The 24653-nt window shown below is 67.9% G+C and carries 22 protein-coding genes, 1 tRNA gene and 1 pseudogene; 13 read left to right on the top strand and 11 right to left on the bottom strand.

Going from position 1 to position 24653, the window contains the following annotated elements:
- Positions 1 to 8: 8 nt before the first annotated feature.
- The 3 genes from AB0O34_RS06820 to eccCb all read left to right on the top strand — a co-directional run bounded on the left by AB0O34_RS06820 (position 9) and on the right by eccCb (position 6121).
- Positions 9 to 1151, top strand: a complete 1143-nt coding sequence (locus tag AB0O34_RS06820) for a DUF3103 family protein (protein WP_363913436.1) — start codon at positions 9 to 11, stop codon at positions 1149 to 1151.
- Between the two features lie 124 nt (positions 1152 to 1275).
- On the top strand, positions 1276 to 1773 hold the full coding sequence (locus AB0O34_RS06815; protein WP_363913434.1) for a hypothetical protein: 498 nt from the start codon (positions 1276 to 1278) through the stop codon (positions 1771 to 1773).
- Positions 1736 to 6121: a type VII secretion protein EccCb gene (gene eccCb, locus AB0O34_RS06810; RefSeq protein WP_363913432.1), complete on the top strand. Its 4386-nt coding sequence runs from the start codon at positions 1736 to 1738 to the stop codon at positions 6119 to 6121. Before AB0O34_RS06815 ends, eccCb begins: the two co-directional genes overlap by 38 nt.
- A gap of 82 nt (positions 6122 to 6203) precedes the next feature.
- On the opposite strand, the gene AB0O34_RS06805 is transcribed toward eccCb, so the two are convergent.
- Together AB0O34_RS06805 and AB0O34_RS06800 are read right to left on the bottom strand one after the other, a co-directional pair.
- A complete protein-coding gene (locus AB0O34_RS06805) occupies positions 6204 to 6992 on the bottom strand; it encodes a hypothetical protein (protein ID WP_363913430.1) in 789 nt (262 codons plus the stop codon).
- Between the two features lie 321 nt (positions 6993 to 7313).
- Positions 7314 to 7895, bottom strand: coding sequence for a MarR family winged helix-turn-helix transcriptional regulator (locus AB0O34_RS06800; protein WP_363913428.1), 582 nt, complete (start codon positions 7893 to 7895; stop codon positions 7314 to 7316).
- A 115-nt stretch (positions 7896 to 8010) separates the two neighbouring features.
- On the opposite strand from AB0O34_RS06800, the gene AB0O34_RS06795 reads away from it, so the two are divergent.
- Positions 8011 to 9693, top strand: coding sequence for an LLM class flavin-dependent oxidoreductase (locus tag AB0O34_RS06795; RefSeq protein ID WP_363913426.1), 1683 nt, complete (start codon positions 8011 to 8013; stop codon positions 9691 to 9693).
- Between the two features lie 56 nt (positions 9694 to 9749).
- On the opposite strand, the gene AB0O34_RS06790 is transcribed toward AB0O34_RS06795, so the two are convergent.
- Positions 9750 to 11096 carry a DUF2254 domain-containing protein gene (locus tag AB0O34_RS06790; RefSeq protein WP_363913424.1) on the bottom strand — a complete coding sequence of 449 codons (1347 nt, stop codon included), beginning with the start codon at positions 11094 to 11096 and terminating at the stop codon, positions 9750 to 9752.
- Between the two features lie 297 nt (positions 11097 to 11393).
- Here AB0O34_RS06790 and AB0O34_RS06785 point away from each other — a divergent pair, with 297 nt between their 5' ends.
- Together AB0O34_RS06785 and AB0O34_RS06780 are read left to right on the top strand one after the other, a co-directional pair.
- Positions 11394 to 11624, top strand: coding sequence for a hypothetical protein (locus AB0O34_RS06785; protein ID WP_363913422.1), 231 nt, complete (start codon positions 11394 to 11396; stop codon positions 11622 to 11624).
- A gap of 196 nt (positions 11625 to 11820) precedes the next feature.
- Entirely contained in the window at positions 11821 to 12585 is a 765-nt protein-coding gene (locus tag AB0O34_RS06780; protein WP_363913421.1) for a DUF429 domain-containing protein, read from the top strand.
- Between the two features lie 328 nt (positions 12586 to 12913).
- Here the strand turns inward: AB0O34_RS06780 and AB0O34_RS06775 are convergent, their stop codons facing one another.
- A complete protein-coding gene (locus tag AB0O34_RS06775) occupies positions 12914 to 13474 on the bottom strand; it encodes an isochorismatase family protein (RefSeq protein ID WP_363913419.1) in 561 nt (186 codons plus the stop codon).
- Between the two features lie 619 nt (positions 13475 to 14093).
- Between AB0O34_RS06775 and AB0O34_RS06770 the strand changes: the two genes are divergently transcribed.
- The gene (locus AB0O34_RS06770) at positions 14094 to 15398 is read left to right on the top strand and encodes a phosphatase PAP2 family protein (RefSeq protein ID WP_363913417.1); all 1305 of its coding nucleotides are present in this window, start codon (positions 14094 to 14096) and stop codon (positions 15396 to 15398) included.
- 202 nt (positions 15399 to 15600) lie between these two features.
- Here AB0O34_RS06770 and AB0O34_RS06765 read toward each other — a convergent pair whose 3' ends face one another.
- Both AB0O34_RS06765 and AB0O34_RS06760 read right to left on the bottom strand, forming a co-directional pair.
- Entirely contained in the window at positions 15601 to 16056 is a 456-nt protein-coding gene (locus AB0O34_RS06765; protein WP_363913415.1) for an ATP-binding protein, read from the bottom strand.
- Positions 16057 to 16267: 211 nt separating this feature from the next.
- A complete protein-coding gene (locus AB0O34_RS06760; RefSeq protein ID WP_363913413.1) occupies positions 16268 to 16606 on the bottom strand; it encodes a hypothetical protein in 339 nt (112 codons plus the stop codon).
- Positions 16607 to 16784: 178 nt separating this feature from the next.
- Here AB0O34_RS06760 and AB0O34_RS06755 point away from each other — a divergent pair, with 178 nt between their 5' ends.
- Positions 16785 to 18125 (top strand): helix-turn-helix transcriptional regulator, encoded by a 1341-nt coding sequence (locus AB0O34_RS06755; RefSeq protein ID WP_363913411.1) that lies wholly within the window; start codon positions 16785 to 16787, stop codon positions 18123 to 18125.
- Positions 18126 to 18408: 283 nt separating this feature from the next.
- Here the strand turns inward: AB0O34_RS06755 and AB0O34_RS06750 are convergent.
- A pseudogene (locus AB0O34_RS06750) lies at positions 18409 to 18510 on the bottom strand (SAM-dependent methyltransferase); the annotation flags it as partial.
- Between the two features lie 189 nt (positions 18511 to 18699).
- Positions 18700 to 19272 carry a TetR/AcrR family transcriptional regulator gene (locus tag AB0O34_RS06745; protein WP_363913409.1) on the bottom strand — a complete coding sequence of 191 codons (573 nt, stop codon included), beginning with the start codon at positions 19270 to 19272 and terminating at the stop codon, positions 18700 to 18702.
- 87 nt (positions 19273 to 19359) lie between these two features.
- Here AB0O34_RS06745 and AB0O34_RS06740 point away from each other — a divergent pair, with 87 nt between their 5' ends.
- Positions 19360 to 19731, top strand: a complete 372-nt coding sequence (locus tag AB0O34_RS06740; protein ID WP_363913407.1) for a DUF4267 domain-containing protein — start codon at positions 19360 to 19362, stop codon at positions 19729 to 19731.
- Between the two features lie 213 nt (positions 19732 to 19944).
- On the opposite strand, the gene AB0O34_RS06735 is transcribed toward AB0O34_RS06740, so the two are convergent.
- Both AB0O34_RS06735 and AB0O34_RS06730 read right to left on the bottom strand, forming a co-directional pair.
- A complete protein-coding gene (locus tag AB0O34_RS06735; protein WP_363913405.1) occupies positions 19945 to 20601 on the bottom strand; it encodes a methyltransferase domain-containing protein in 657 nt (218 codons plus the stop codon).
- Between the two features lie 195 nt (positions 20602 to 20796).
- The gene (locus AB0O34_RS06730) at positions 20797 to 21123 is read right to left on the bottom strand and encodes a hypothetical protein (protein ID WP_363913403.1); all 327 of its coding nucleotides are present in this window, start codon (positions 21121 to 21123) and stop codon (positions 20797 to 20799) included.
- A 546-nt stretch (positions 21124 to 21669) separates the two neighbouring features.
- Here AB0O34_RS06730 and AB0O34_RS06725 point away from each other — a divergent pair.
- Complete coding sequence (locus tag AB0O34_RS06725) at positions 21670 to 22842, top strand: AbrB family transcriptional regulator (RefSeq protein WP_363913401.1); 1173 nt, start codon at positions 21670 to 21672, stop codon at positions 22840 to 22842.
- Positions 22843 to 22983: 141 nt separating this feature from the next.
- Here the strand turns inward: AB0O34_RS06725 and AB0O34_RS06720 are convergent.
- Positions 22984 to 23074: transfer RNA gene (locus AB0O34_RS06720), tRNA-OTHER, on the bottom strand.
- Between the two features lie 128 nt (positions 23075 to 23202).
- On the opposite strand from AB0O34_RS06720, the gene AB0O34_RS06715 reads away from it, so the two are divergent.
- The 3 genes from AB0O34_RS06715 (at position 23203) to AB0O34_RS06705 (ending at position 24477) form a co-directional block, all read left to right on the top strand.
- On the top strand, positions 23203 to 23403 hold the full coding sequence (locus AB0O34_RS06715) for a hypothetical protein (RefSeq protein WP_363913399.1): 201 nt from the start codon (positions 23203 to 23205) through the stop codon (positions 23401 to 23403).
- Positions 23400 to 23822 (top strand): PIN domain-containing protein, encoded by a 423-nt coding sequence (locus AB0O34_RS06710; protein WP_363913397.1) that lies wholly within the window; start codon positions 23400 to 23402, stop codon positions 23820 to 23822. Before AB0O34_RS06715 ends, AB0O34_RS06710 begins: the two co-directional genes overlap by 4 nt.
- 397 nt (positions 23823 to 24219) lie before the next feature.
- On the top strand, positions 24220 to 24477 hold the full coding sequence (locus AB0O34_RS06705) for a hypothetical protein (protein WP_363913395.1): 258 nt from the start codon (positions 24220 to 24222) through the stop codon (positions 24475 to 24477).
- Positions 24478 to 24653 lie beyond the last annotated feature (176 nt).

The raw sequence follows: 24653 nt of genomic DNA, 5'->3' as shown, positions 1-24653 counted from the left end.
GAAGGGTCGTGACCCGAGTCCTCATGGCCACGCTCGCCACAGTGACCGCACTCGCCTTGACAACCGGCACCGCCCACGCCGCCCCGACCACAACGCACTCCTCTACGACCACCGACTCCTTCACAGGGCCCACCCCGCCGGCAGAACCCCGCGCCGGGGACTTCGGCAAGGTGTTCGCCATCACCGACCGCCTCGCCGCCCAGATCGCCAGCGCCCTGGCCGATCGGACCGTCCGTGACCGCATCGCATCAGCGACCGCGTCCGGGGCCGCGGACCTGCTGAAGCTCGAGCGCGACACGAGCCTCGGTCCGGCCGCGCGCGCCGCCAACCTGTCCGTGCTCGCGGCCAAGGGCTTACCCGCGAACGGCGGCTCAGTACTTCAGGTCCGGCTGGCGGACCCCGGCATGCGCGCGGCTCTGGCGCGCGGCGAGGTGCCCTTGGTCGCGGCGGTGCCCACCGACGACGCACCCACCGCGGTGACCGCGTACGACCCGCTCGGCGGGAAGGTCCTTCTGGACCCGGTCAAGGCGCCTCAGCGACCCGTTCTCGTGGTCGACGTTGATGTGGCGAAGTCGCTGACCATGGGCCTGCAGCTGATGCGCGACACCCTGTCCGCGCGTGGCATCGTGGCCGCCAAACCACTGGCGGCGACCTCGGCCGGCGGGTACTGGGCGACCAAGGTCAACGCCATCCGGCTGAACGACGACGAGGAGCCCTGGATCAAGGGCGCCGCGGAGATCTACAGCATCGTCGGCGGCTTCGGGCTCGACGGCAAACCGACCGTGAACATCGTCCAGATGCCCTACCTCGACTATGACGGCACGACCTATTACCCGAACCAACTGCTCGTGCACTTCTCGGCGTACAAGTACAACCTGGCCGATGTCGTGATGATGGAAGACGACGGCGACACCAACTACCAGCAGCTCGCGCAGGCCATCGCCGCCGCGCTGCTCACGATCGTGGACGGCGGCGTCTACACCCCACTGGTCAGTGCCATCCTTTCCGCCATCCCGACCTCCTGGTGGACCGACGACCCCGACTACGTCGACTCGTGGTACACGCTGTCCACCAGCAGCAACGGCCGCCTCAACGGCGCCGCCGCCAACGGCTGGATGGACGTGGCCCCGTACTGGGTCTCCGAACTCTGACCCGACCGGGCCCTTGAAGGCCTGCGCACCGCGCTTCACACCTGATCGGAACCGGTACCGCGCCCGCTCCCGTGCTGCCAGGATGGAGAAACGCGTTGAATCACAGGGCAGCCGGGGAGACACGGTGGACGAGATGCGGTTACAGGTCGATGCGGGGCCCGGCTGCACCGCGGAACAACTCGACCGCACGGTAGGGAGCCTCTACAAAGACCTTCGGGTGCTCGGTCTGTTCAACGTCAAGCGCGAACAGGTACCACCGCCGACCGGAGCGATGGCGGGAGCCGGCTACCAGCTCGGCACGCTGGTGCTCAGCGGCATCTTCTCGGCGGCGACGATGGGGGCACTCGGCAAGGTTCTGACGGCGTACGTCGACCGGGCCAAGGCGCGCTCGGTGGAGTGGGAATTCGACGGCCACAAGGGATTGTTCACCGCCCTTTCCCGCGATGACCAGCACCTTCTCGTCGAGGCGGTGGCCGCCAGGATCGCCGCCGCGGCCGGTGACAAGGGCGTACTGGAAGAGGCTGGGGCCGTCGGCTCCGCTGGGGCCGGTGACGAAAAGGGCGGGCAGGAGCCGGAGGGCGGCGATGGCGGGACGCCGGATCGCACTGCTGGTCGCGACTGACGGTTACGTGGACCCTGGGCTGCATCAGCTCAGGGTCCCGGCACGTGGCGCGGCGCAGCTCGCGCAGCTTCTCAAGGACCCGGCCATCGGACGCTTCGACTTCGTGCGCGAGCTGTCCAACCGCCCCAAGGAGGAGCTGGAGGAGGCGATCGAGGAGGCCCTGTCCGACCGGTCGCCCGACGACCTCGTGCTGCTCTACCTCTCCTGCCACGGAATCCGGAACGACGCGGACCGCCTCTTCTTCGCGACGATGGGCACCCAGCTGCGACGTCCGCATACGACGGCGATCCCCGCGGCGTTCCTTCACCACCTGCTCGACGAGTGCGAAGCGCGTACCAAGATCGTGCTCCTGGACTGCTGCTACAGCGGGCTCTTCCATCGCGGCGGCGCGCCGATGTCCGCCGCACCGGTCGATCTGGAGGAGGCGCTGGCCGGGCGGGGCACATTCATCATCACCGCGTCCACGGCCCTGGAGTACGCCTACGAGGGCGACCAGCTCGCGTTCGACAACAGCCGCTCCGCCTCGCGCTTCACCGCCGCCGTCATCGAAGGGCTGAGCACGGGGCTCGCGGACGAGGACCGTGACGGGATCATCACCCCGGAGAACCTCTACACCTACGTTCACCAGGTGGTGACCAGCCAGGGCGGCCCGGAGCAGACACCCACCAAGTCGGGGCAGTGCGAGGGAAGCACACCCCTGGCGTACGCGCCGAGGCCCGACGCCACGCACCGGGGATCGTTCGGCCGCGCCAACGAAGTCGACGAACTGATCCTCGGGTCGCTTCTTCCGCCGCCCGTACACACCCCGGAACGCGGCTTCATCTGCGACGCCTGGGAAGGCACGTCCCGGTTCGTGATCCCGATCGGCCGGCTCGAAGCGGGAGCCGGCGGTGACGCCGTGCATGCTGACTTCTCCGGCAGGGACGGAAACGCGGCGGTCATCGGCCGGGTGGGCAGCGGCAAGACCACCCTGCTGCGCACGCTCGTCACGGCACTCGCCCTGACGCACACGCCGCACGAGGCGGAGTTCCACCTCCTTGAGGGCGCGGTCAACCGGCTCGGCGTGCTGCGCGACATGCCGCATGTGAAGACGGTCGCCGCTCCGCATGAGATGGACGCCGTCAACGGAACGCTCTCCGCGGTGTGGCGCGCCGTCTCGGAACGCCGCGACCTGTTCCGGAAGTACGACATCGACTCCGTCGAGGAGTTCCGCCAGCTCCGTGCGGCGGAAGGGCTGCGGGGCGAGGCGGCCAGCGACGTCTTCCTCGTGATCGACGGATGGCTGGACTTCCAGTGGGAGCGGGAAGGGTTCGCGGCCGAGATCCACCGGCTGGCCAACACCGGGCTCAACTACGGAGTCCACCTGATCGTCTCGGCCCGGCGATGGAGCGACCTCGACCCCGGACTCCCCGGGCTGCTGGGCACCCGCATCGAGCTGGCCATGGAGGATCCGGCGGAATCGCAGATCGACCCGACCCTCGCGGCCACGGTCGGGACCGGCTGGGGCCTGTGCCGGCGCAGGCGCTTCCGCTCGGCCGTCCCCCAGGTCGAGAAGTCCTCCGATCCCGCGACGGCCAAGCAGTCGCTGGCCGCGCTCGCCCTCCAGATGCGAGACCTGTGGGCCGGGGCGGAACAGAGTGTCACGGCGGCGGCCTCCCCACTTCTCACCCCTGTCAGCCTCACTCATCTGCTGGAGCTGGGCGACGACGGACTGCCCGATCCTCGGGAACGCACCTTCCATGACCACCTCCGCGTCCCGATCGGCGTCGGCACGGACGGTCGTTCCGTGCTGCTTGATCTCAAGGGAGGTACGCACGGTGGTACGGGCCCGCACGGCCTGTGCGTCGGCGCGGTCGGCTCGGGCAAGTCCGAGCTGCTGCGTACCCTGGTGCTGGCTCTTGCGGTGACTCATTCGTCAGAGGCGGTCAACTTCGTCCTTCTTGACGTCCAAGGCTCCTTTGGCGACCTGTCCGCACTGCCGCACGTCTCCGCCGTGATCACCAACCCCGAGTCGGCCCCGGCGATCGTGGACCGGACGCGTGAATCGATCGCCGGCGAGCTGCTGCGGCGGCAGGAACTGCTGCGGTCCGCGGGCAACTATCCGAACGCCCACGAATACGAAAAGGCGCGGGCTGAAGGCGCCTCCCTGGAACCGCTGCCCTCGCTGCTCATCGTGATCGACGAGTTCAGCGAACTCCTCACCGTCAAACCGGACTTCATGGACATCCTCGTCGAGATCGGCCGGGTCGGCAGCGCGCTGGGCGTGCACATGTTGCTGGCCTCGCAGCGCCTGGAGGAGGGCAACCTGCGCGGCTTGGACACCCATCTGACATACCGGGTCGCCCTGCGGACCTTCACGGCGGCGGAGTCCCGGGCCGCGCTGGGCGTGCCGGACGCCTACCAGCTGCCGTCCGTACCGGGCTCCGGTCTCCTCCGCTCCGGCGCCGGCGCCCTGGTCCGCTTCCGTGCCGCGTATACCTCAGCTCCCGTCGGCTCACCCGGCGCGACGGCCCTCACCGGGCTGCTGGAGGGCCGGGGACCGGCCGCGCGACCGGTGTGGCTGCCACCGCTCGGCGCGCCACCCTCGCTGGACCAGTTGCTTCCCCCACCGTCCGTCCATCCGCGGCGCGGCTTGATGGCCCGCCAGGCCGCCGTGCCACCGTTCAACCGGTTGACCGTCCCGCTGGGCATCGTTGACAAGCCTTTCGAAGCACGCCAGGATCCACTCCTCCAAGACCTCTCCGGCACATCCGCGAACCTGCTTGTCGTAGGTGCTCCCCGGTCCGGTAAGTCGCTGCTGCTGCGAACCCTCGTCACGTCGTTCGCGCTCACGCACACACCTGACGAAGCGCGGTTCTACTGCCTGGATCTGGACCGCGGATCGCTGGCCCTGCTGGCAGGCCTTCCACACGTCGGCGGCGTGGCGGGCCGCCACGACCCCGAGCTGGTACGCCGTACCGTGGCCGAGGTCTCCCGTCTCCTCAGCGACCGGGCGGCTTCGTCATCCACCCGGGACTCCTACCCGGGCTCGAATGCTCCGGACGGCGGCGATCCGTGGGCCGATGTCTTCCTGGTCGTGCACAGCTGGAGCGTGCTGCGGCAGGAGTTCGAACAGCTCGAACCGATCGTCACCGACATCGCCGTACGCGGTCCCGACTACGGCGTGCACCTGGTCGTCTCCGCGGTCCGCAACTCCGAACTGCGCCCCGCGCTCATGGACCACCTGCCCGCCCGCCTGGAGCTGCGCCTCACGGACCCCTACGACTCCGCGATCGACCGCCGGGCCGCTGACGACGTCCCCCTCAGTTCGCCCGGGCGTGGCCTGACCCCGCGGAAACTGCACTTCCTCGCCGCGCTGCCCCGCATCGACGGATCCTCGGAATTCAAGGGACTGTCCGAAGCCACAGCAGCCCTGGTCGCGGCGGTCAAGAAAGCCTGGCCAGGCGCCCCCGCCCCGGAGGTACGCTCCCTTCCCAACCTGCTTCCCGCCGACCTCCTTCCAACCGCACCGGACTTCAGCGACCGCGCTGCCGACCCCGGTGACCACGACGCGGACTCCGGTGACCACGGAGCCGATTCCAGTGATGGCGGTACCGCTATCGATCACCGCGGCACCACCCGCGGTATCACCATCGGTGACCGCGCCACCGACTCCGCTGACCGCGGTATCGCCATCGGAATCGACGAGGCGAACCTCGCGCCGGTCTTCGTGAACTTCGACACGGATCCGTTCTTCCTGGTCTTCGGCGAGTCAGAGTCCGGCAAGACGTCCCTGCTACGGCTGATCAACGACCGCTTCGCACGACGGTATCCGCCGGACCGGCTCCGTATCCTGGTGGGCGACTACCGCCGCTCGCACCTCGGAACGCTGCCCGAGGAGCACATGATCGGCCATGCGGTTTCGGCAGTGGAACTGACCGGATCCCTCCAGGCCGTCGGCGCCGTCCTGGCCGAGCGCCTCCCGGGCCCGGACGTGACACCCCAGCAATTGCGGGAGCGAAGCTGGTGGACCGGGCCGGACGTGCTGGTCGTCATCGACGATTACGAGCTGGTGGCAACGCCGTCCGGCAATCCGCTCGACGAACTGATGGAATACCTCCCGGTCGCCCGTGACGTTGGCCTGCGAATGGTCATCGCCCGCACAACGGCCGGAGCCGGCAGATCCCTGTACGAGCCGGTACTCCAGCGCCTACGCGAACTCGCCCAAGGTGTCGTCCTATCCGGCGACCGCTCCGAGGGCCAACTCCTCGGCCAGGTCCCCTCGTCCCCCCAACCCCCCGGCCGCGGCACACTCGTCACCCGCCGCCAACCACCGCAACTCGTACAGCTCGGCTACCTGCCACGCTGACGCGAGCCGCCCCCCAAGGGCCGCGCCTCTCCCTCGGGCTGGCCGGCACCTGATGCCGGCCTTCAGGCAGCCGGCCGATCACTCAGAACAGCCAGTCGAGCAGGCCGCCGTTCTGGGTGTTCGTGGGGCTCGGAGCCAGCTGGGGCGCCTGCGTGGTGGGCGGGGGCGTCGGGGACGGCTTGGGGTCGGGGTCGTCCGGCTGCTGCGGACGGCTGCTGGACGTCGGCGACGGCTTGGGCGAGTGGACGCGGGTACGCGTCGGGGACGGCCGGGACGTGGGCTGGTGGGTCACCCGTACCTGGGAGGTCGTCGGCGCGGGTGTGGGCGTCTCGCTCGGTGACGCCGTCGTGTCGTCCGGCCCGGCGGAGGACTCGGTGGCCGGATCGGTGAGGCTTGGGCCGGCCGTCGGGCCGTCCGTCAGCGCGGGGTTCTGCTCCCCGACCGAGGCGCAGTCGCCGGGAGTTGAGCAGGCCGCCTCCTGCTTGGAGCCGACCGAAGAGGAGACGATCCAGCCGCCCGCGACCGCCAGCATGACGATCCCGACGATGGCGAAGATGAGCCGCTTGTTCTGGCTGCCCTTCTCCTCCTCCTGGTCGTCCTCGTCGGTCCACCCCAAACCGAGGGAGCCGGGCTCTCCTTCCCGGTAGAGCTCATGCTCGGGGTCCCAGTTCTCGTCGTCCGGCCGCTCATGGCCCTCGGGCAGCTCGTCGTCGTGGGACACCTCGGGGCGATAGAGATGCTCGTACCCGTCGAGGCTTTCGGGTTGTTCGTGGTCCTCGGCTCGCTGGTGGTCAGCCCAGACGAGGTCCGATGACTCGCCTCTCTGGGTGTGAGCCGGTTCCTTTCCCGGCGTCCAACCGTCGGACAGCACATCGCCGCCAGGGCGATCCGGTTCGTTGTCCCGCTCGATACCCAAAGGACCGATCTGCTGGAGAGGATCCTCTTCGTGGGATCCCGGGGGGCCGTCGCGGTCCATGCCGAACCTCTCTGCTCTGAATCCTGGCCGCGCAACTTCCTAGCAGTTCCGACAGCGCCCTGTCCGGAAACTCCACATGTTCCCGGGGAATCGCAATCCTCCCATCCGTCGCATCGGTCACAGGCCAATGCGTGATGGCGAAGCCGCAACGATTGCGTGGCAGGCGGGGCCGCGGCCGTTAGCACGTCTTCGACGCCAACGGCAGATGTCCGATGGTCAGTGCCGGGCAGCCCGGCGGGGGCGGGGCGCGGTGTGGGCGGCAGGGTCCTCTGGTGCGATGTCGGTGACGATTTGGCAGGTGTCAGCGACCGGGTCGAGGGTCTGGGCGCGGACGGCCAGGCGTTGTAGCAGCTCACGGAACATCGCGCGGTCGGCGGGGTCCAGTGGGGCCAAGATGTGTTCCTCGGCGTGATCGAGGCTGACCTGGGTGGCCTGCCAGGCCGTACGGCCGCGGTCGGTGGCGACGATGCGCTTGTTGCGGCGGTCGGCGGGGTCGGGGCGGCGCTGGACCAGCCCCGCTTTTTCGAGGTCGTCGACGAGGTACGTCATCACGGTCTTGTCGATGCCGAGCCGCTGAGCAAGGGCGCCCTGACCGCCGGGCAGCTCCTGAGCGGCGGCGGCGAGCACCTGGTAGCCCCGCGGGCCACCCGGCAGGTCGCGGAACAGGGCGTTGGCGGACTTGACGTACGCCCGGAAGACCACCCCGAGGGTCCAGCCCAGGTCGGTGTCGAGGGCGTCCGGCGGCTCGGGCGCAGCCGCCGGCGACGGCGCACGCTCAGCGGACGGGGTCTCGGACATGACGCCAGCATAACCGATCAATGTGTGGAATAGACCTTCTGTTTGACTAGCTTTCTGTTTGACATACTATCTGCTCTGCATCGGAACCACTTGGATCGAGACCGCGGGACGTGACATGGCCGATTACGGGCATGAGCTGCTGTTCGGAACGTTCATCACCCCACAGGCGGACCAGGCCGACCGGGTCGTCGCCCTCGCCCAGCTCACCGAGCAGGTGGGTCTGGACCTGGTCACCGTCCAGGACCATCCCTACCAGGCCCGGTTCCTGGACACCTGGACACTGCTGTCGGTCATCGCCGCCAGCACCTCCACCCTGCGCGTCTCGCCGAACGTGGCCAACCTGCCGTTGCGGCCACCGGCCGTACTCGCCCGCAGCGTCGCCACACTCGACATCCTCAGCGGTGGAAGGGTCGAGCTCGGCCTCGGCGCCGGAGCGTTCTGGGACGGCGTCGCCGCGATGGGCGGACGGCGGCTCGAACCGGCACAGGGTGTCGAGGCCCTAGAGGAGGCCATCCGGATCATCCGGGCAATGTGGTCGACCGACGGCGGAACAGTCAAGGTGGATGGCACGCACTACCGCGTGTGGGGCGCCCACCCCGGGCCCGCGCCTTCCCACGATGTCGGCATCTGGGTGGGGTCGTACAAAAAGCGGATGCTCGCGCTGACCGGACGGCTCGCCGACGGCTGGCTGCCCAGCAGCCCGTACGCCGGCCCCGACGCGCTGCCCGCGATGAACGCGGCGATCGACGAGGCCGCGGTGGAGGCCGGGCGTCAGCCGTCCGACGTGCGGCGGCTGTACAACATCACCGGCTCGTTCGCCGACCGCGGCACCGGCTTCCTCAACGGGCCGGCGCACATGTGGGCCGAGCAGCTCGCCGAGCTCACCCTCACGCAGGGCATGAGCGGCTACATCGTGATGGGCGACGACCCGGACGTGATCCGTCGCTTCGCGGCGGAGGTCGCACCGGCCGTACACGAGTTGGTGGCGATCGAGAGGGACGGACGGACGAACCCGCCGTCGTCGACCGACCCGCAGCCGAGCGTCACCGATGACAATCGGGAGTATGTCCCGCCGGGGAGCGCTCACGGTGATCACGAGCACGCCACGCTGGACGGCGCTCCCCGTGATCGCGAGCGTGCCCCGCTGACCACCGCCTCGCCGACTTCTGGCACGTCCGCCCGGCCCGCCATCCGCACGTCGGCGCTGTCCGCCGTACCGACACCCGACGACGGCACCCGGCTCAGCGACGTGCGGGTCTGGGACGAGACGACCCGCCCGACCGGCCCGGCGCCCGACCCGAACCGCCGCTACACCGCACACGAACAGGCCGCGGGCGGGCACCTCATCGAGGTACACGATCATCTCCGGCAGGAGCTGCACACCGTCCGCCGGCTCGTCGAGCAGGTCGCGGCCGGAACGATGGACCCCGGCACCGCGCGATCCCAGATCAACGAGATGACCATGCGGCAGAACAACTGGACGCTCGGCGTCTACTGCCAGCAGTACTGCCGGGTGGTCACCACCCACCACACCCTTGAGGACATCAGCGTCTTCCCCCATCTACGCCACGCGATGCCCGAGCTGGCGCCGGTCGTCGACCGCCTTGAGCAGGAACATCACGTCATCCATGACGTTCTCGAAGGCGTCGACCAGGCGCTGGTCGCCCTGGTGACCGAACCCGACGGGCTGAAGTCCCTCCGGGCCGCCGTGGACCTGCTCACCGACTCACTGTTGTCCCACCTGTCGTACGAGGAGCGGGAGCTGGTGGAACCGCTCGCCCGGCTCGGCTTCTCCTGACGTCCCTGGCGTAGGCCGGGAGCGAGCGCACGACTGTCCGAGACTCATGGCTCGTTCTAGGTGGGGCGCGAGCCCGGCTGCCCGTCGGGTCCGGTGGTGTCGGCTCGCAGGTCCGCGTCGCGTGTGCGGGCCACCACGTCCCGCCCCGAGCCGATGCCCTGCCGGTCGGGGATGAGTGCGGCGATGACGTCCTCCTCGTCTTCGAACGCGCGGCGTACCGCGGCCTCGAGGAGCCTGATCTGGCGGTCCAGCGCGGATTGCCGGTCAGGCCGTGCGACGGCCTTGAGGTCGTCGAGGGCGGCGCGCATCCGCCGGGTGACCTGGGGTGAGCCGCTGCCCGCGAGACGGATCTCGTCGAAGGCGAGCCGGACGTAACCGTCCCACCCGAGGACCGGCACGACGAGGCGGACGTCGTTGTCCCGGTCTCGGTAGCGGCCGGTGGGCAAGTCATGCGGTGCCACCTGGCGCAGGACGTCGTGGAGGCGGTCGATGGCCTGGACGGTGGTCGTGGGGTCGTAGAAGGTGGTGGAGACGCCCCGTTCCGCTATGTCGACGAGTTTGCGGAAACCGTAGGCGGGGTCGTCCTCGTGCGTGCGCTCGGTTGCGAGGATCACGTATCGGACGATCTTGGAGGTCGCCAGCCCGGCCGGAGACCCGTGAACACGAAACAGCGGCGTGCCTTTGATGACGAACTCCCCCATGGCGGGGAGCATCTCGAGCAGGCAGCCGGCGCGCCTGGCCTGGGTCACGAGGCTCGCGATGTCGAACTTCGTGACCACCCCCGATCTGGGGGCGAAGATCAACGACTCTTCGCGCCGGTCCGCGGGCGGGACGGCCGTATAGGCGGGGCACATCCGGTCCAGCTGTGCGCGGGTCCTCGTGCCGACCAAGTTGATCAATCCGGCGGCTCGCAACGACCGGCCGGCGTGGTCGATGTAGAGGATCAGGGTGATCAAGCTCACCAGCACAAGGACGTAGGCGGTGAGAACCGTCAGGCCTGGGACTGTGCCGTCGCCGTTCCGGCTGCGTACCTCGCGCAGCGCGAGCACCGCGAACGTGAAGGTCGCCACGAACACCCCGCTGGCGAACTTGCTCGGATAGTCATGGAGAAGGGCACTGACGATACGCGGGGAGAACTGGCCCATGGCCAGCTGGATCGCCACCAGAGTCACGGTCAGCACGATGGCCACGAGTGTGACCATCGCGGTGGCGATGGTGCTGAGGATCGTCTGGACGCTGGCGGGGGTGCCCGTGAGGCTCTGGCCGATCAGCGTGTAGCCGAAGTGGCGGTCGGTCGCGCTGGTGGCATAGGACAGGCCCACCGCGAGGAACACGCACAGTAGCGGGATGGGCCAGCGTCTGGACTTCAGGAACTCGCGGGCCCGGGTGGTCACGAAGGCCATGGTGCATTCCCCCAAGCATGGCCGTATGCCGCCGACCGGTCCGGGATCGACAGGCGGGGCGTCCGTAAGCCTGATGTACCCGAGTCATGGACGCCCACGCACCCATGGAGGACTTGGGCAGCAACGGCTGGATCACCACCCATGACTCGTCACTGACCTCGCACGGCTTCAGCCGCGCCTCCTGTGACTCCTCTCTCCGTCGTTACAGCGAGAGATCAAACCACAACGGAGATGTGTTGAAGCGGTGTTCCGCGCCGGCCGACCGGGACGCCTCGATGAGGATCGACTCGGTGGATCGTGATCACACGTGACGAGGTCGACGTCTGCGACACAGACCCCGGCCACGCCGTGGCCGTGACGGTGACCGCCGACGTGCGCAGCCTGGTCGAGGTCTGGCGCGGCGACCTGAGCTGGTCGGACGCGCTGCGCGCCCACGCGGTCGAGGTGCGGGGTCCCGAAGCGCTACGCCGCGCCGTGCCCCGGTGGTGCACACTCCACGATTGGGCCTCCGTACCCCGGCCTGCCTAGCACGCGGGCATCCGCTCTGTCAGGCTTGGACGACGGCGGCGCTGCTGGGACAACCCGACGGCCGCTGCGGCCAGCGGTCGTTCTACGACAGCGATAGGGAACCCTTACACGAGCTCAATGGGGGAGGTTGCGACCCGACGGCCCCCGGTCCGTGCAACGACCAGCGGCTGATCAACCGCCGTCGTATCGTGAGGAGATGCGCGCAGTTGGAGTCGATCTGGCAGCGGAGGCGGCCAGGACGGCGGTAGCGTGGCTCGACTGGTCCACGGATGGTGCCCGTGTCAGCGAAATCCAGATTCGGGCGGATGACGACCTGATCGTTGAGGCGGTCATGGGTGCGGACAAGGCCGGTATCGACTGTCCCTTCGGCTGGCCCGATAAATTCGTCGACTTCGTCACGGCCCACCGCGCTGGGCACGTCGACGTGCCCAGCGACATTGCCGGACGGGGCTGGCGCAGGGATCTCGCGCTCCGGGTCACCGACCAAGTGGTCTACGACATGACCGGCCTCACACCCCTAAGCGTCTCCGCCGATCGCATCGGCCATACCGCCATGCGCTGCGCGGGCCTACTGGCCGCACTTGCACGGGAAGGCCGGCCAGTTGATCGCCGTGGAACGGGCGTCGTTGTGGAGGTCTATCCCTCAGCGTCGCTCAAACTGTGGAAACTTCCCTACCGCAGCTACAAACGCTCCTCGAATCTCGACGGGCTCGGGCATCTGGTCGATGAGCTGCGGGCAGCGGCACCGTGGCTCGATCTCGGTGCATACGAGCAGATTTGCCGAGTCTGCGACGACGCTGCAGACGCCGTTATCGCCGCGCTCACCGCCCGTGCGTCGTTCCAGGGCCTGGCAACCGTCCCTGCTCGAGAGCATGCCGACTGCGCGCGCACCGAAGGGTGGATCGCACTGCCCACCACACCGCTAAGCGAACTTCACCCGGGAAACGCAACGGGGGCATGACATGACGTTTCCCGCCAACCCGCGCCTTTCTCCCAAATGGCCGGATATTTCGGCATGGTTCCAAGCAAGAACGGCACGATCGTGACTATGACCTACGATCCGCGGACTGCCGCTGTTCTCGCTCTGCACTGGCAGGTGAACGTCATCAAACCCGAGAGATCTTTCGGCGCGATGCTGGGCGAGCCGGTCGCGCGCAGCGGTGTCGTGGAGCGTGCCGTGCGGTTCCACCAATCCATGCGCGCCGCAGGAGTGCCGGTTCCCTGCCACGCAACTTAAGGAGCTGCACGATCTGCCGTCCCGAGGCGTTCCCGTCCGCGTCGCACAGGCTTCAGGACGTGCCGCCGAAGTCGACATCCTTGGTTTCGACCGTCCCGGCAGTCCGCCCCGGCGCCGTCTGGTAGGTCCAGTACAGGTTCGTGTGTGCGATCACCTGGTCCGGCGACGGCGCCCCCCATGCCGTCTGGTCCTCCGTCGTGTGAGCGTCGCTGACAAGGGTCGCGTCGTACCCCCTGACGAACGCGCCGTGGAGTGTCGAGCGGATGCACACATCGGTCTGTGCGCCGACGACGACGAGCCGCCCGACTCCGAGGCCCGACAGTACGGTCTCGAGGGTGGTGTCCTCGAAAGAGTCGCCGTAGTTCTTCTCGACGAGCTTCTCGGCGTCGCCCGGAGTCAGCTCGGGGACGATCCGCCAGTCGTCGCTCCCCCTCGCAAGCTGCTCGTCGGAGTGCTGGACCCAGACAACGGGAACCCGTTCCCCCCGCGCCTTCTCGACAAGGCTGCCGATGTTCGCAACGACCGTGTCGCGCTCGTGAGCCCCCTCGACGGCGCCGTTCTGCACATCGACGACCAGGAGTGCGGTGTTCGGCCGGTTCTCGAGTGTGGTCATGGTCTCCCCTTACTCACGCTGGGCTCCTGTGTCCGCCCACGGTAGACCTAGCCACCGACAGCGGGCCGGAACGAACCCCGGACCGCCCCCGTCCGGTGACGCGCGAAGCGGATCTCCTCCCCCGCGCCACTTCGAACGGACGGACAACGACGCCCTTCTGCGACGCGACCGACGTGGGTTGATCGCGGACCACACGCATGCCAGATCCCACGGGAAACAGCGGGGAATCGCGGTCACCCACGGCCGGAAAACGAAGAAGCCAGTGTCATCGCGCCCGATCGGGGCGGGGCTAATTTGCTAGCGGCCATGGAAAGCTCCTGATTAGCGGACAGAAAGTCGAGGCTGATGGACATCGGTTCCGGGTTGCCCGCCATCGAGTTCCTGGCTGGTGGCCGGATAACTTTCCTGATCGTGTCCCAGCAGCGTCCGCGTACCGGTGACCGGTCTGTCCGAGCCAATTCGAGATGACCTTTAGGTAACCGTCGAACGCCATCCACGAGGCCGGAAGATGCGACCGGTCCTCGTATCGGCGGGGCACTCATTTTCGGCTACGTCATTATCAACGTTTCGACGGTTCGGCCCACTGTATCGGCTGCGGCCAGCATAGTAGTTTGCTTCAATGCTTAAATCATGTGATACGGGCTGGTCAGCTGTCCTGCGACGCAAGGCCGTTTGGTTAGCCCTCGCCGGAGTCATCGCCGCCGGGTCGCCGGTCGCACTCGGCTCGTCATTCGCGTACGCGTCGGATTCGGGCACGCCCACCAATGCCGTCATTGTCTGGGACAGCAACGCCCAGACAGCGATCTGGGACATCGCTGGTCAGCAGCCGCAGGTCCAGGCGCGCAGCTTCGCGATGATGCACGGAGCCATCTACGACGCGGTGAACGCGATCGCCGGCACTCCCTACCAGCCGTACCTGAGCGCACCGGCCGCCAATGGAACCGAGTCGACGAACGCGGCCGTCGCGACCGCGGGCTTCCGTGTGCTGAACGCGCTGTTCCCCGATCAGCAGGCGAGGTTGCAAACGCAGTACGACGAGTCGCTGGCCGCGATTCCCGCCAGTACCGCCAAGCAGCGCGGAATCACCGTGGGCACTCAGGCGGCCGATGCGATGATCGCCGCGCGGCAGAACGACGGGGCGTTCGGAAGCCAGACCTGGACCATCGGCACCCAGCCTGGTCAGTGGCGGCCGACGCCTCCGACTTTCACCTTCGACGGGGCATGGGTCGGGTACCTCAAACCGTTCCTCATCCCCAGCGCGTCCATGTTCCGCACGTCTGGCCCGCCATCGCTCACCAGTTCCAAGTACACCCGGGACTTCAACGAGGTCAAGACGATCGGTTCGGCAACCAGCACGGTCAGGACGACCGACCAGACGCAAGCCGCGATCTGGTGGCACGACCGGCATCTGGCCGAATGGGAGATCAAGCGCCAGCTCGCGACGACGCAGCGACTGAACACGCTCCAGACGGCGCGGATGTTCGCGATGGTCGATCTGGCCGAAGCCGATGCCACGACCGCCTGCTACAACGAGAAGGCGGCGTGGAGCTTCTGGCGGCCGATCACGGCGATCCAGCTGGCCGACACCGACGGCAACCCGAAGACGGTGGCCGACCCCAACTGGACGCCGTTGCTCGTTACGCCGCCGCACCCCGACTTCACGTCCGGACATACCTGCTTCACCGCGGCGAGCATGTCGGCGTTGGCGTACTTCTTCGGCCGGGACGACATCTCCTTCAGCGGGTACAGCGCCGCCTCCGGTACCACCAGGTACTTCCGCGGCTTTTCACAGGCCCTCGCCGAGGTCATCAACGCCCGCGTCTGGGGCGGCATCCACACCCGCACGGCCGACGTGCAGGGCGCGAAGATCGGCGCACAGGTCACCGCCTACATGGTCACGCACTACTTCAAGCGGAAGGGGTAATGACCCCGGCACCACGCATCACCGGCCGAGTGTTGTCCTGGCGGCCCTGAAGTCGCTCCGGGCCGCCGTGGACCTGCTCACCGACTCGCCGCTGCCCCATCTGTCGTACGAGGGGCGGGAGCTGGTGGAGCCGCTCGCCCGGCTCGGCTTCTCCTGACCGTCCCTGGCGTAGGCCGGGAGCGAGCGCACGACCGTCCGAGATTCATGGTGCGCGGGTGATCGGTGGCGGCGCCGTGGAGGAGGTCGCGCCAGATCCCTCCGCCTCGCGGGGCGCGGACAGGACGAACCAGAGGACGCACTGGGGTCTCTCCTCGGTGAACCCCCAGCGGGAGGACAGCGCGCGGATCAGCCGGATTCCGCGTCCGGAAGAGGCCAGGTCGCCGTCGTGGTTCGAGGGCATGCTCGGTACGGTCTCCGCGCCCTCGTCGGCGACGTCGATTCGCACGTCGTGGCCCTCGCCGATCGCCACCGTGACGCCGATCACCGGGGAATCGGTGTGCACGAGGGCGTTGGTGGCCGCCTCTGACAGCAGCAACGCCGCGTCGTCACAGCGGGGATGACCGTCGAGGATCTTGCTCAGCCAGCGCCGGGCCTCGCCCACAGATGCCTCGGTGGCGGGGAAGGCGGCGGTCTCCGTTCGCCGGGTACGGGTGCTCATTGGGTCGGTCGTCCTTCGTGTGGGGAAGTCGAGGTCATGGCATACGGCCCAGCGGAGCCGCAGGCCGTGGCGTCACCCATGGGTGACTTCGGCATCCGCATCCAGCCCGGCAGTGCCCAGCGGGGTTGCCGACTGGGGCGTCACCGAGGGTGGTTTCGGTACTGGCATCCACTGCGGGTGATACCCGGCGGGGCGGCCGCGGGCGGGCAGGTCACGCGGCCGGCGCGGCTGCGGTGGGTGGCCAGGGGGCGATCAGGGTGTCCTGCTCGGCCTGGCGCATCTGGTCGGTGAGTTCCTGCGCGGTGAAGGCCTCAACGATCAGCGGGCCCGGGGTGGCGAACAGCGCCAGGGCGTAGAAGCGGCGGCTCCACGGCCCGTACAAGATCATCCAGGCCGGTTCGAGCCGGTCGAGCAGTACGGCGGTGGCGCGGGCGCGCGGATCGGGGTGACGATGCTCGACCCGTACATAGGGGTGTCCGGTGGTGTGGCGGCCGGTCCGCTTGGCGCTACGGCGCCCGATCAGGCGCCACCGGCGTTTGAGCTGCGTCACGGGTCAGGATCACCTTCCTGATCAAGGGGCCCGTACGGCGTTCTGATCGCCTGCGGGTTCCACATTCAGGGTTTGCTACGGCCTGTAGCAGTGCCATCATGGACAGTGATCAAAGGTGGTAGAAGGGCAACGGCGTGGTCATGAGTGGCCGCGCCGGACCACGATCACGAGGGGTGTCATGGCCGCAGACCCGATCGACCCGCACGCCTCCGCATGGCATCTGTTCGGCGCGGTCATGCGCCGCTGCCGGGAGGCGGAGCCCAAGATCGCCCTGCGCCGCGCGGCCGCCGACCTCTACATCGACTATTCCAACCTGGCCAAATGGGAACGCGGCGAGCGCACGCCGCCGGCTGAGGTGGTTTCTCGTCTGGACGAGGTGTATGGCGCGCGCGGGATTCTGACCGCCTTGTACGGCACATTGATGCGCTTCAACGCCGCTGCCGAATCAGATCGGCTGCGCGCGGGTATGTGTTTGGAAAACCCCGCATATCGCAATGGAGATGACGATATGGAACGCCGGGCCGCCCTCCAGTTCCTCGCCGGACTCGGTACCCTCGGCACGCTCGGCAACCTTGGTATCTCCGGGGAACCTCTCCGCCAGCTTCTCGACCTATCCCTGGGCCACGCCCACCTCGCCATCGAAGAGTGGGAACTGGCCTGCGCCGACCACCTGCACGCCCTGCGCACCCGGCCCCCCGCGCAGGTCGCCACCGACCTGCTGATCGACCTGCTCTCGGTACGGCGCCAGCTCGACACCGCCGCCCCCGCCGACGCGACCGAACTACAGCGGATCATGGCGGCGCTCTCGACCCTCCACGCCAACGTGCTGACCCGCCTGGGTGATCACGGCGCCGCCGTCCGCTGGTGGCGGACCGCACGCCAAGCGGCCGACGCCTCCGGGGACCTCGAACTACGGCTTGGAGTCAGCGCCACCGAGGCCGGGCATGGGCTCTACGGACAACGCGATCCCGGGACCGTTCTGAGGCTTACGCAAAATGCCCAGCAGATCGCTGGAGGCCGGCCATCCCTGGGCCTGGCTCTGGTCATCTGCTCCCAAGCGAAGGCGCTCACCCTCCTCGGCAGGCATACCGAGGCCCAGCAGGCATTGAACACCTTCCGTGACCTTGTCGCCGCCGACCCACCATCGGCGAGCATCATGCCCGGCTACTGGAACGGCGGCCAACTGCCCAATGCCGAGAACATGATCTATGCGGGCGTGGGCAACGAGGTTGAAGCCCACAACGCCGGAGATCGCCTGCTCACCTTCAGCCACGATTACCAGACGGCCGCCCGCGTTCGCCTGCACGAAGCTCTTTGCAAGGTCGTCAACGGGGGCATCGATCAGGGGATGCGCCAGGCAGCGTCCGTGATCGATGCTCTGCCGCAGGTCTATAACGACAATATGGTGGCCGCGACTGGTCGGATGGTGCTCCGCGCCGTACCCCGGCACCAGCAAAACCGCCCCTCCGTCGCCGAGTTCCGCAAGGTGCTGGCCCTCGAACCCGCCCCAAGCGCCTGACGATAAGCCGTCCACCAGCCCAACCGATGCGCGGTCATGCACAGGGGCGTCACGTTCTGGGACGTCCGACTGCCGTTGCTTCCGCTCCTCTCCCTTGAATTCCATGACGTACCTGTCCGGAGATACAGGCATTCGGGTTGAATTTTCTGCATCTCTCGTTCGATCCACCGCTTTGGGCGCTTCCCTGCGGATCGCTTCCGGCTGTGGTGCTTGGCCATGCCGTTGTGATCGATCACAGCTTCTGGCCGAGAGCGCACAGCCCGCCGAGGGGTACCTCGGGTTATTCCCGATCCACGGGGTAATTGTCTTTGCCGCCCAGATAATAGTCTTACATACGTGCGACGTTGGGCCGCGTGGTGTCTATTTCCGCCACTGCGGGGCCAATCTCTTAGGACAGTAAAACCGGTGACGGTAGTGACATTTCCGTTCGGCTCCTGCTTGATCCAACCTCGTCTGCGCCTTCGAAGGGCGGACAGGCGCGCCGAGTGAGCAATCCAAAGTGGCGGGCCCACCTCCCGCCCGATGTCGCCCAATGAGCGTCCGACTGTTGCCGATACGGCGTGTGATCAGCGGGTCAGCTCGAGAAGCGGCTGAGCAGCAGCGCCAGCCGCCGCTCGTGGTCCTCGCGCCGGAGCCTGCCGTTGCGCATGAGGGTGAGGAGCCCGTGCAGCCCGCTCCAGAAGGTCTCGGTGAGCGTCTCCAGGTTGTCGTCTCGCACCAGAGGCCGCACAGCCTCGCGTAGCTCGCCGAAGGCCTCCTGCAGGGCGGGCGGTGCCTCCGGGGTGGCGAACGGCAGGTCGACGATGTGCGTGAACATCGAGTCGTACAGCGCGGGTCGCTGCTCGGCGAACGCAGCGTACGCGGCGCCGACATCGGCCAGGGCCCGCCGCGGGTCACTGGCCGACGTACGGGCCGCGCGCAGCTCGGCGGCGAGGTCAGCGAAGCCTTCCACCGCGACCGCGGCCATGATGGCGTCCTTCCCCTTGAAGTGGCTGTAGAGGACCGGCTGGCTGTACTCGATCTCCTCGGCGAGCCGCCGCGTGGTCACCGCCTCCCAGCCTTCCGATTCGGCCAGCTCCCGGGCCGCCGTGATGATCAGCCGTTCACGCTCTGCTCGCTCGCGCTCCCGGCGCGTCTGGATGGACATGACTGCACTCTAGCACCGCTAGCGTTCCTGTCGAGGCTATGCTAGTTTCGCTCTCGCACCTAGCGCTGCTAGCAAAAGGAGAAGCTCATGCTCACCACCACCGCTTACGGACTGGCCATCCTGCTCAACGTCTTCATCATCTTCATCGGCGTCCGGTTTCTCCTGGTGCCCCGGGCCGCGGCCGCCGGCTACGGCGTCCCCGCCAAAAAGGACGGAGACGCCGCCTACCTGACCATCAAGGGCTTGCGTGACTCCAGCTACGGCATCCTCGGCCTCGCCCTGCTCGCCTTCGCGGGCGCCCACGCCGAGGCCTGGTTCATGCTGGTCGTCGCCCTCGCCCCCCTCGGCGACACCCTCATCGTTCTGCGCCACGGCGGCACCAAGGCGACCGCCTTCGGCATCCACTTCGCCACCGCCGTGGTCGTCCTCATCAACGCCGCCCTGCTTTTCGCCATCTGAAAGCCAGAGCCCGCCCCGCACAGAACCGATCATCCTCAAACAAGGAGTCACACAGATGTCGCTGATCCTGCCGAACTTCAATGAGTCCGTTGTCGTACGCTCCGCAGAGGCCGAAGTGATCGGCCAGGCTCCGACCACCATCCGGTGCCGGGAGAAGACGCCGACATCCTCATCGTCATCACCCCGGGCGTCTAGACATAGAAGCTCAGCCCACTAGATATAAGCGATAAGCGCATAGCGCTCGTCGTCCACCGGGCCGCCCCACAGGTCGGCATCGCCGCTGAGTGGTTCGATACGCAGGCCGGCGACGAGCGGCCTCACAGCGGAAGCCAGATCGTCGGCCCTGACGCCGCCGCTCCACGGCAGCGATTCGGCTCCCGCCACATAAGGCAGTCCGGCTTGCCCGGCCCCACGCCAGTGTCCCTCGATGAGCACCAGCCGCCCGCTCGGGCGAAGCCGGGCGACCCACTCGCGCAGCGCCGCCTGGGGATCAGGCAGTGTCCACACCAAGTGCCGACATAGCAGCACGTCGAACTGCTCCCCGCCGGTGGGCGGAACAGCGGCGTCACCGACCAGAAAACGTCCGGCCAGCCCGGAAACCGCCAGCTTGGCCCGGGCCAGCTCGATCATCTGCGGCGCGAGGTCCACGCCGGTCACCCGGTGCCCGGCCGTGGCCAGCAGCACGGACAGAGAGCCGGTGCCGCAGCCGACATCGAGTACGTCAGCCGGGGCCGGTGGCACCCAGGCACGCAGAAGACGTGCCCACGCCGCACGCGTCTGCTCGGCCCGCAAGCCATGGTCGGGCTCTTCATCGAACGCCGCCGCAGCGGCATCCCAGTAATCGGTGATCGCGGAGGTGAGCTCAGTCATGGCGACGATCCTCGCAACACCCCCCTGACAGTGCCGTGCGTGCGGCTACTACCTCCAGGAGAACAGAACGTATTCGCTGAGGTCCGCACGTGCGCCGCAGACCGACGTGCCATAGCCGCTGTCTTGATCGCCCCGTTATAATCGGATCGTCGGCGTGCTGCTCACCGAGCCGACCATCGGTTCGGGAGCACTCGACTACATGGACGACGCCTGGCGGTCACTCCTGTGCTGAGCGGACGCCTCGGCCGGTGAGTCCGAAGCCTCCTCCTGGCCGAAGGTGATCACCATGTACCTGCCGTTGGCGTAGCTGACCACAGGCCGACCGAGCATCTCGCCCACCCTGCGGGCGACCGCCTGGAACAGCTCCACCATCTCCGGGGTGTCAGCGCTCACCCTGAACCGTCCGTTGGCGACGAGCTGCTGGGCGACGAAGGGGGCGAAGTTCGCCTCGCTCCGGGCCTTCTCCTCCGCGCTGAGAGGGGTGTGCCGGTGCGCGGGCTGCGTGCCGAGAGGGTGGGTCATCGTTGATCTCCTTTATGATCGCCAGATCCCAGCATGCCATCCGCGAAGGAACCACGACGAAGCATCCGGTGATCACGTGGGAGTTGCCGACTGAGACGAGGCGCAACGCCCCCCTTAGCTTGCCGCGGACTGTCCTCCGGTCGGCAACCCAAGTGCGCCAGCGAGGATCGCGCCACTGAGGTCCGCGTGGGCAGATCCGCGTGGGCAGATCCGCGTGGGCGAAGAGCGTGCCCCTAAGAATCGCGTCGCGAAGGTCCGCGACGGCGACCCCGAGTGCTCACGGCGCGGGCCCTTCCCCGTCGCCGACACCAGCTGGCGTGCCCAGCCCTGACCCCTTCGACGCGAACCCTGGTGGAGCGGGCCGAGCCTGATCGTTGTGTGCCCAACCGGTGCCGCGAGGGGCCTCGCCGATGACGACCGCTGATCTGGAGTACGCCCATGTCAGCGGCTTCGCTGGACTCTCCTTTCGCTCAACACGCGGAACCCGGGAGATCCGCGTTTGTTACCCTTAGTAGCTATTCGTAACTATAGGTAATGAGGGTAGGCATGAACGGAAATTTCCGGGGTACGCGCTTCAAGCACTCACTGTCTCCGTCCAACTTTCTTCCTCGGCATCGCCGAGCTGGTTGGCCGGCCCTCATCGCGACCGCGTACGTCGCCGGTGAGCTCGCCGAATCGGTCCTGCCCGCAGCCCACCTGCTCGCTCCGCTACTGGCAGGGCTGGCCTTCGCTGCCATGGGACTCACCGCCGATCAGGTCCCGGCCCGCCTCAACCGGATGTGCCAAGCCGCTCTCGGGGTGTTGATAGGCAGCTACCTCAATCCGCAGACCCTGGGACAGGCTGCCACCGCCGTGCTTCCCCTGACCGCCGTTACCGCGGCCACCATCGGGCTCAGCCTTGGCGCCGCCGCAGTAATGGCACGCACCGGCCGTATCGACCGAGCCAGCGCAACCCTGGGCATGGTCGCCGGCGGTTCGGCCGCAGTGATCTCCACCGCCCAGGACTCCAAGGCCGACTCCCCCACCGTCGCCTTCTTGCAGTGCCTGCGCGTCGCACTGGTCGCCGCCACCGCCCCGCTCGTGGTGCACTGGCTACTCACCTCGCACTCGGCCACGCCGGCCACAGCCGCGCCCCATACGGAAGCCTGGCGCCTCGTCACCAGCGACCACCAGGGCATCGGGCTGCTGCTACTGGCCGGCGTCGCACTCACCGGTGCTGTCATCGGCCGCGCCATCCGCCTGCCCAGCCCCGCACTGCTCGGGCCGATGCTCTTGACCGCCTCCATCACCGCCAGCGGCGCCTCGGACGGCTTCGCCCCCACCGGCCTCCTATGCGCATGGCTGTTCACCATCGTCGGCCTTGACATCGGCCTACGCTTCACCCGCCCCGTCATGGCAGGCATACGCCGCCTGCTGCCCCTTGCCCTTGCCTGCACCGTGGCGGTCAGCGCCGCCTGTGCCGCTCTGGCCTGGCTGCTGTCCACGATGGTGCGGATACCCCTCGCTGACGCCTACCTCGCCACCACCCCCGGCGGAATCAACGCCGTCCTGAGCACAGCCGTCGCCACCCACGCCGACATCTCCCTCATCTCCAGCGTGCAAAGCGTGCGACTGTTCGCCATGGTCCTGCTCGCCCCCCTGGTAATCCGCCTGTGCACGCCGCACGCCTGCGTCGTGGGTCAGGACGCCACCGCCCGGAGCTCATCAGCGAGGCCCTGAATCCGCCTCAAGAGACCGACCGACACCGACGCGCATACGACGGCGAGCGCCCGTAGAACACCGTTGACGACCATGAACAACCGGAGACACAGAAAGAGGCCCTTGACCACGTACATGCTGGTCGAGGGCCTCTTAGGCTGGTGGGGCAGGTGCAAGGCTCGAACTTGCGTAGGCTGAGCCGACGGTTTTACAGCGCGTGACCATTTCAGGTCCCTTGACGCTCTTGACCTGCACCGGAGCCCACTCGCCCGGCCCCGATCGTCAAGATCATTGCACGAATATTGCACGGCTCGGAAACGATCAGTTCCAGCACGTAGACTCGGTGCCATGACGGCTGCTGCCCCTGAAGAGTACGAGGACATGCATCGGCTGGTCGACCAGCTCAGCGGAGACCAACTCCGGGAGATCCGCGCGCACACGCTGCGACTGGTCCACTCCTCCGAGCACGCCGAGAGCGACTCGTGGCCTCCGGCGTTCTTCGGCTCCGTCCGTGCCGGCCGCTCGGATGTGGCTGCCCGTACCGAGGAGATTCTTGCCGAGGGCTTCGGACACGGCGAGTGATCGTCGTCGACACGGGCCCGCTCGTGGCCGCCACGATTTCCGACGACGTCGATCATGAGCGCTGTGTCGGCGAGTTTAAGCGCCTCCACGATGCGCGCCGAGAACTCCTCATCCCCAGCTTCGTCGCGGCCGAAGTGTGCTACATGATCTCCAGGTTTGGCGGTGCCGCACCGGAGGCCGCGTTTCTCCGCGCTCTCGAATCGGACGTGTTCACGCTCGTCGAGCTGACCAAGCCTGACCTCTCCAGAGTCGCCGCGCTGGTCGAACGCTACGCGGACTTCCCCCTTGGCGCCGTAGACGCCTCGGTCGTCCCGGTGGCCGAGCGCCTGAAGGTCAACGAGGTGTTCACGCTCGACGTACGCCACTTCGCCGCGGTCCGCCCCGTACACGTGCCCGCGTTCACCCTGCTTCCCGGGTAGGGCTTCCGTCCCTGCGATGCGCGATCAAGCCCCCTTGAGCTCGTGCGGCCTCGCACGCTCCTCCCCCGTCCGCGCATCCCGTATCGCCGTCGACCCGCTGCGGAGCAGCAGCAGACCGGCGACGGAGGCGCAAGCCCGTCTTCGCGTGTACGTCAGCCGGTCGCCGTTCCTCGGCAATTGGACGCCAAGGGTCATAGACGGGCTTGAGCCGTAGGAGCTGGTCTGCTGGGCTTGCCCGGGTCGATGGCAGGAGGGATGCGCGGGCTCTGCATCAGCCACCTGCGGCCCGCGTTCTCCAGCCGGGCGGCATCCCGGAGCCGGAGCGCCCCCGCCGGAGGCACAGTATGCGCATGACGGCGATCGCTCTGTCGTGCGTGGGGTCTCTGAGGTGGGTCGCATGGCAGGCAGGAAGTGGAAGTGGAATCGTGAGGCTCGCCTGGTCCTGCTCGGCTGGACATTCTTCTTAACGTGTTGGTGCGTGTGGGATGTGCTTTCGGGCCTTGTCGTTGACGGCCCGCAGAAGATCACGGCGGTGCATGTCGTTGCCCGTGTTGTCGTTGCCGCAGTTTTCTGGCTCGTGGGTGCGCTGCTCTTGCGCTGGCTGGTCCGGGCGGTGGACGGGAAATCCGAAAGCGGGGAAGACACCGACGGCTAAGAGGTCAGCAGTCGTTGGTCGGGCGTTGTAGGCGGGCCCCCGCGATTGCCTGTGGCGTTGGTTCCGTCCTGGTGGTGTGTGGCGGGCGGCCCGAGCTGCCGACGGCCGGGACCGGCCCCCAGGCCACGGCCCCGGCGTTCATGAGATCTGTCCGGATTAGTGATCGTTGATCAGAT

Source organism: Sphaerisporangium sp. NPDC088356, assembly GCF_040685555.1.
GTDB lineage: Bacteria > Actinomycetota > Actinomycetes > Streptosporangiales > Streptosporangiaceae > Sphaerisporangium.
Note: the sequence above shows the minus strand (reverse complement) of the source record. Positions and strands in the feature narration are given on the sequence as shown.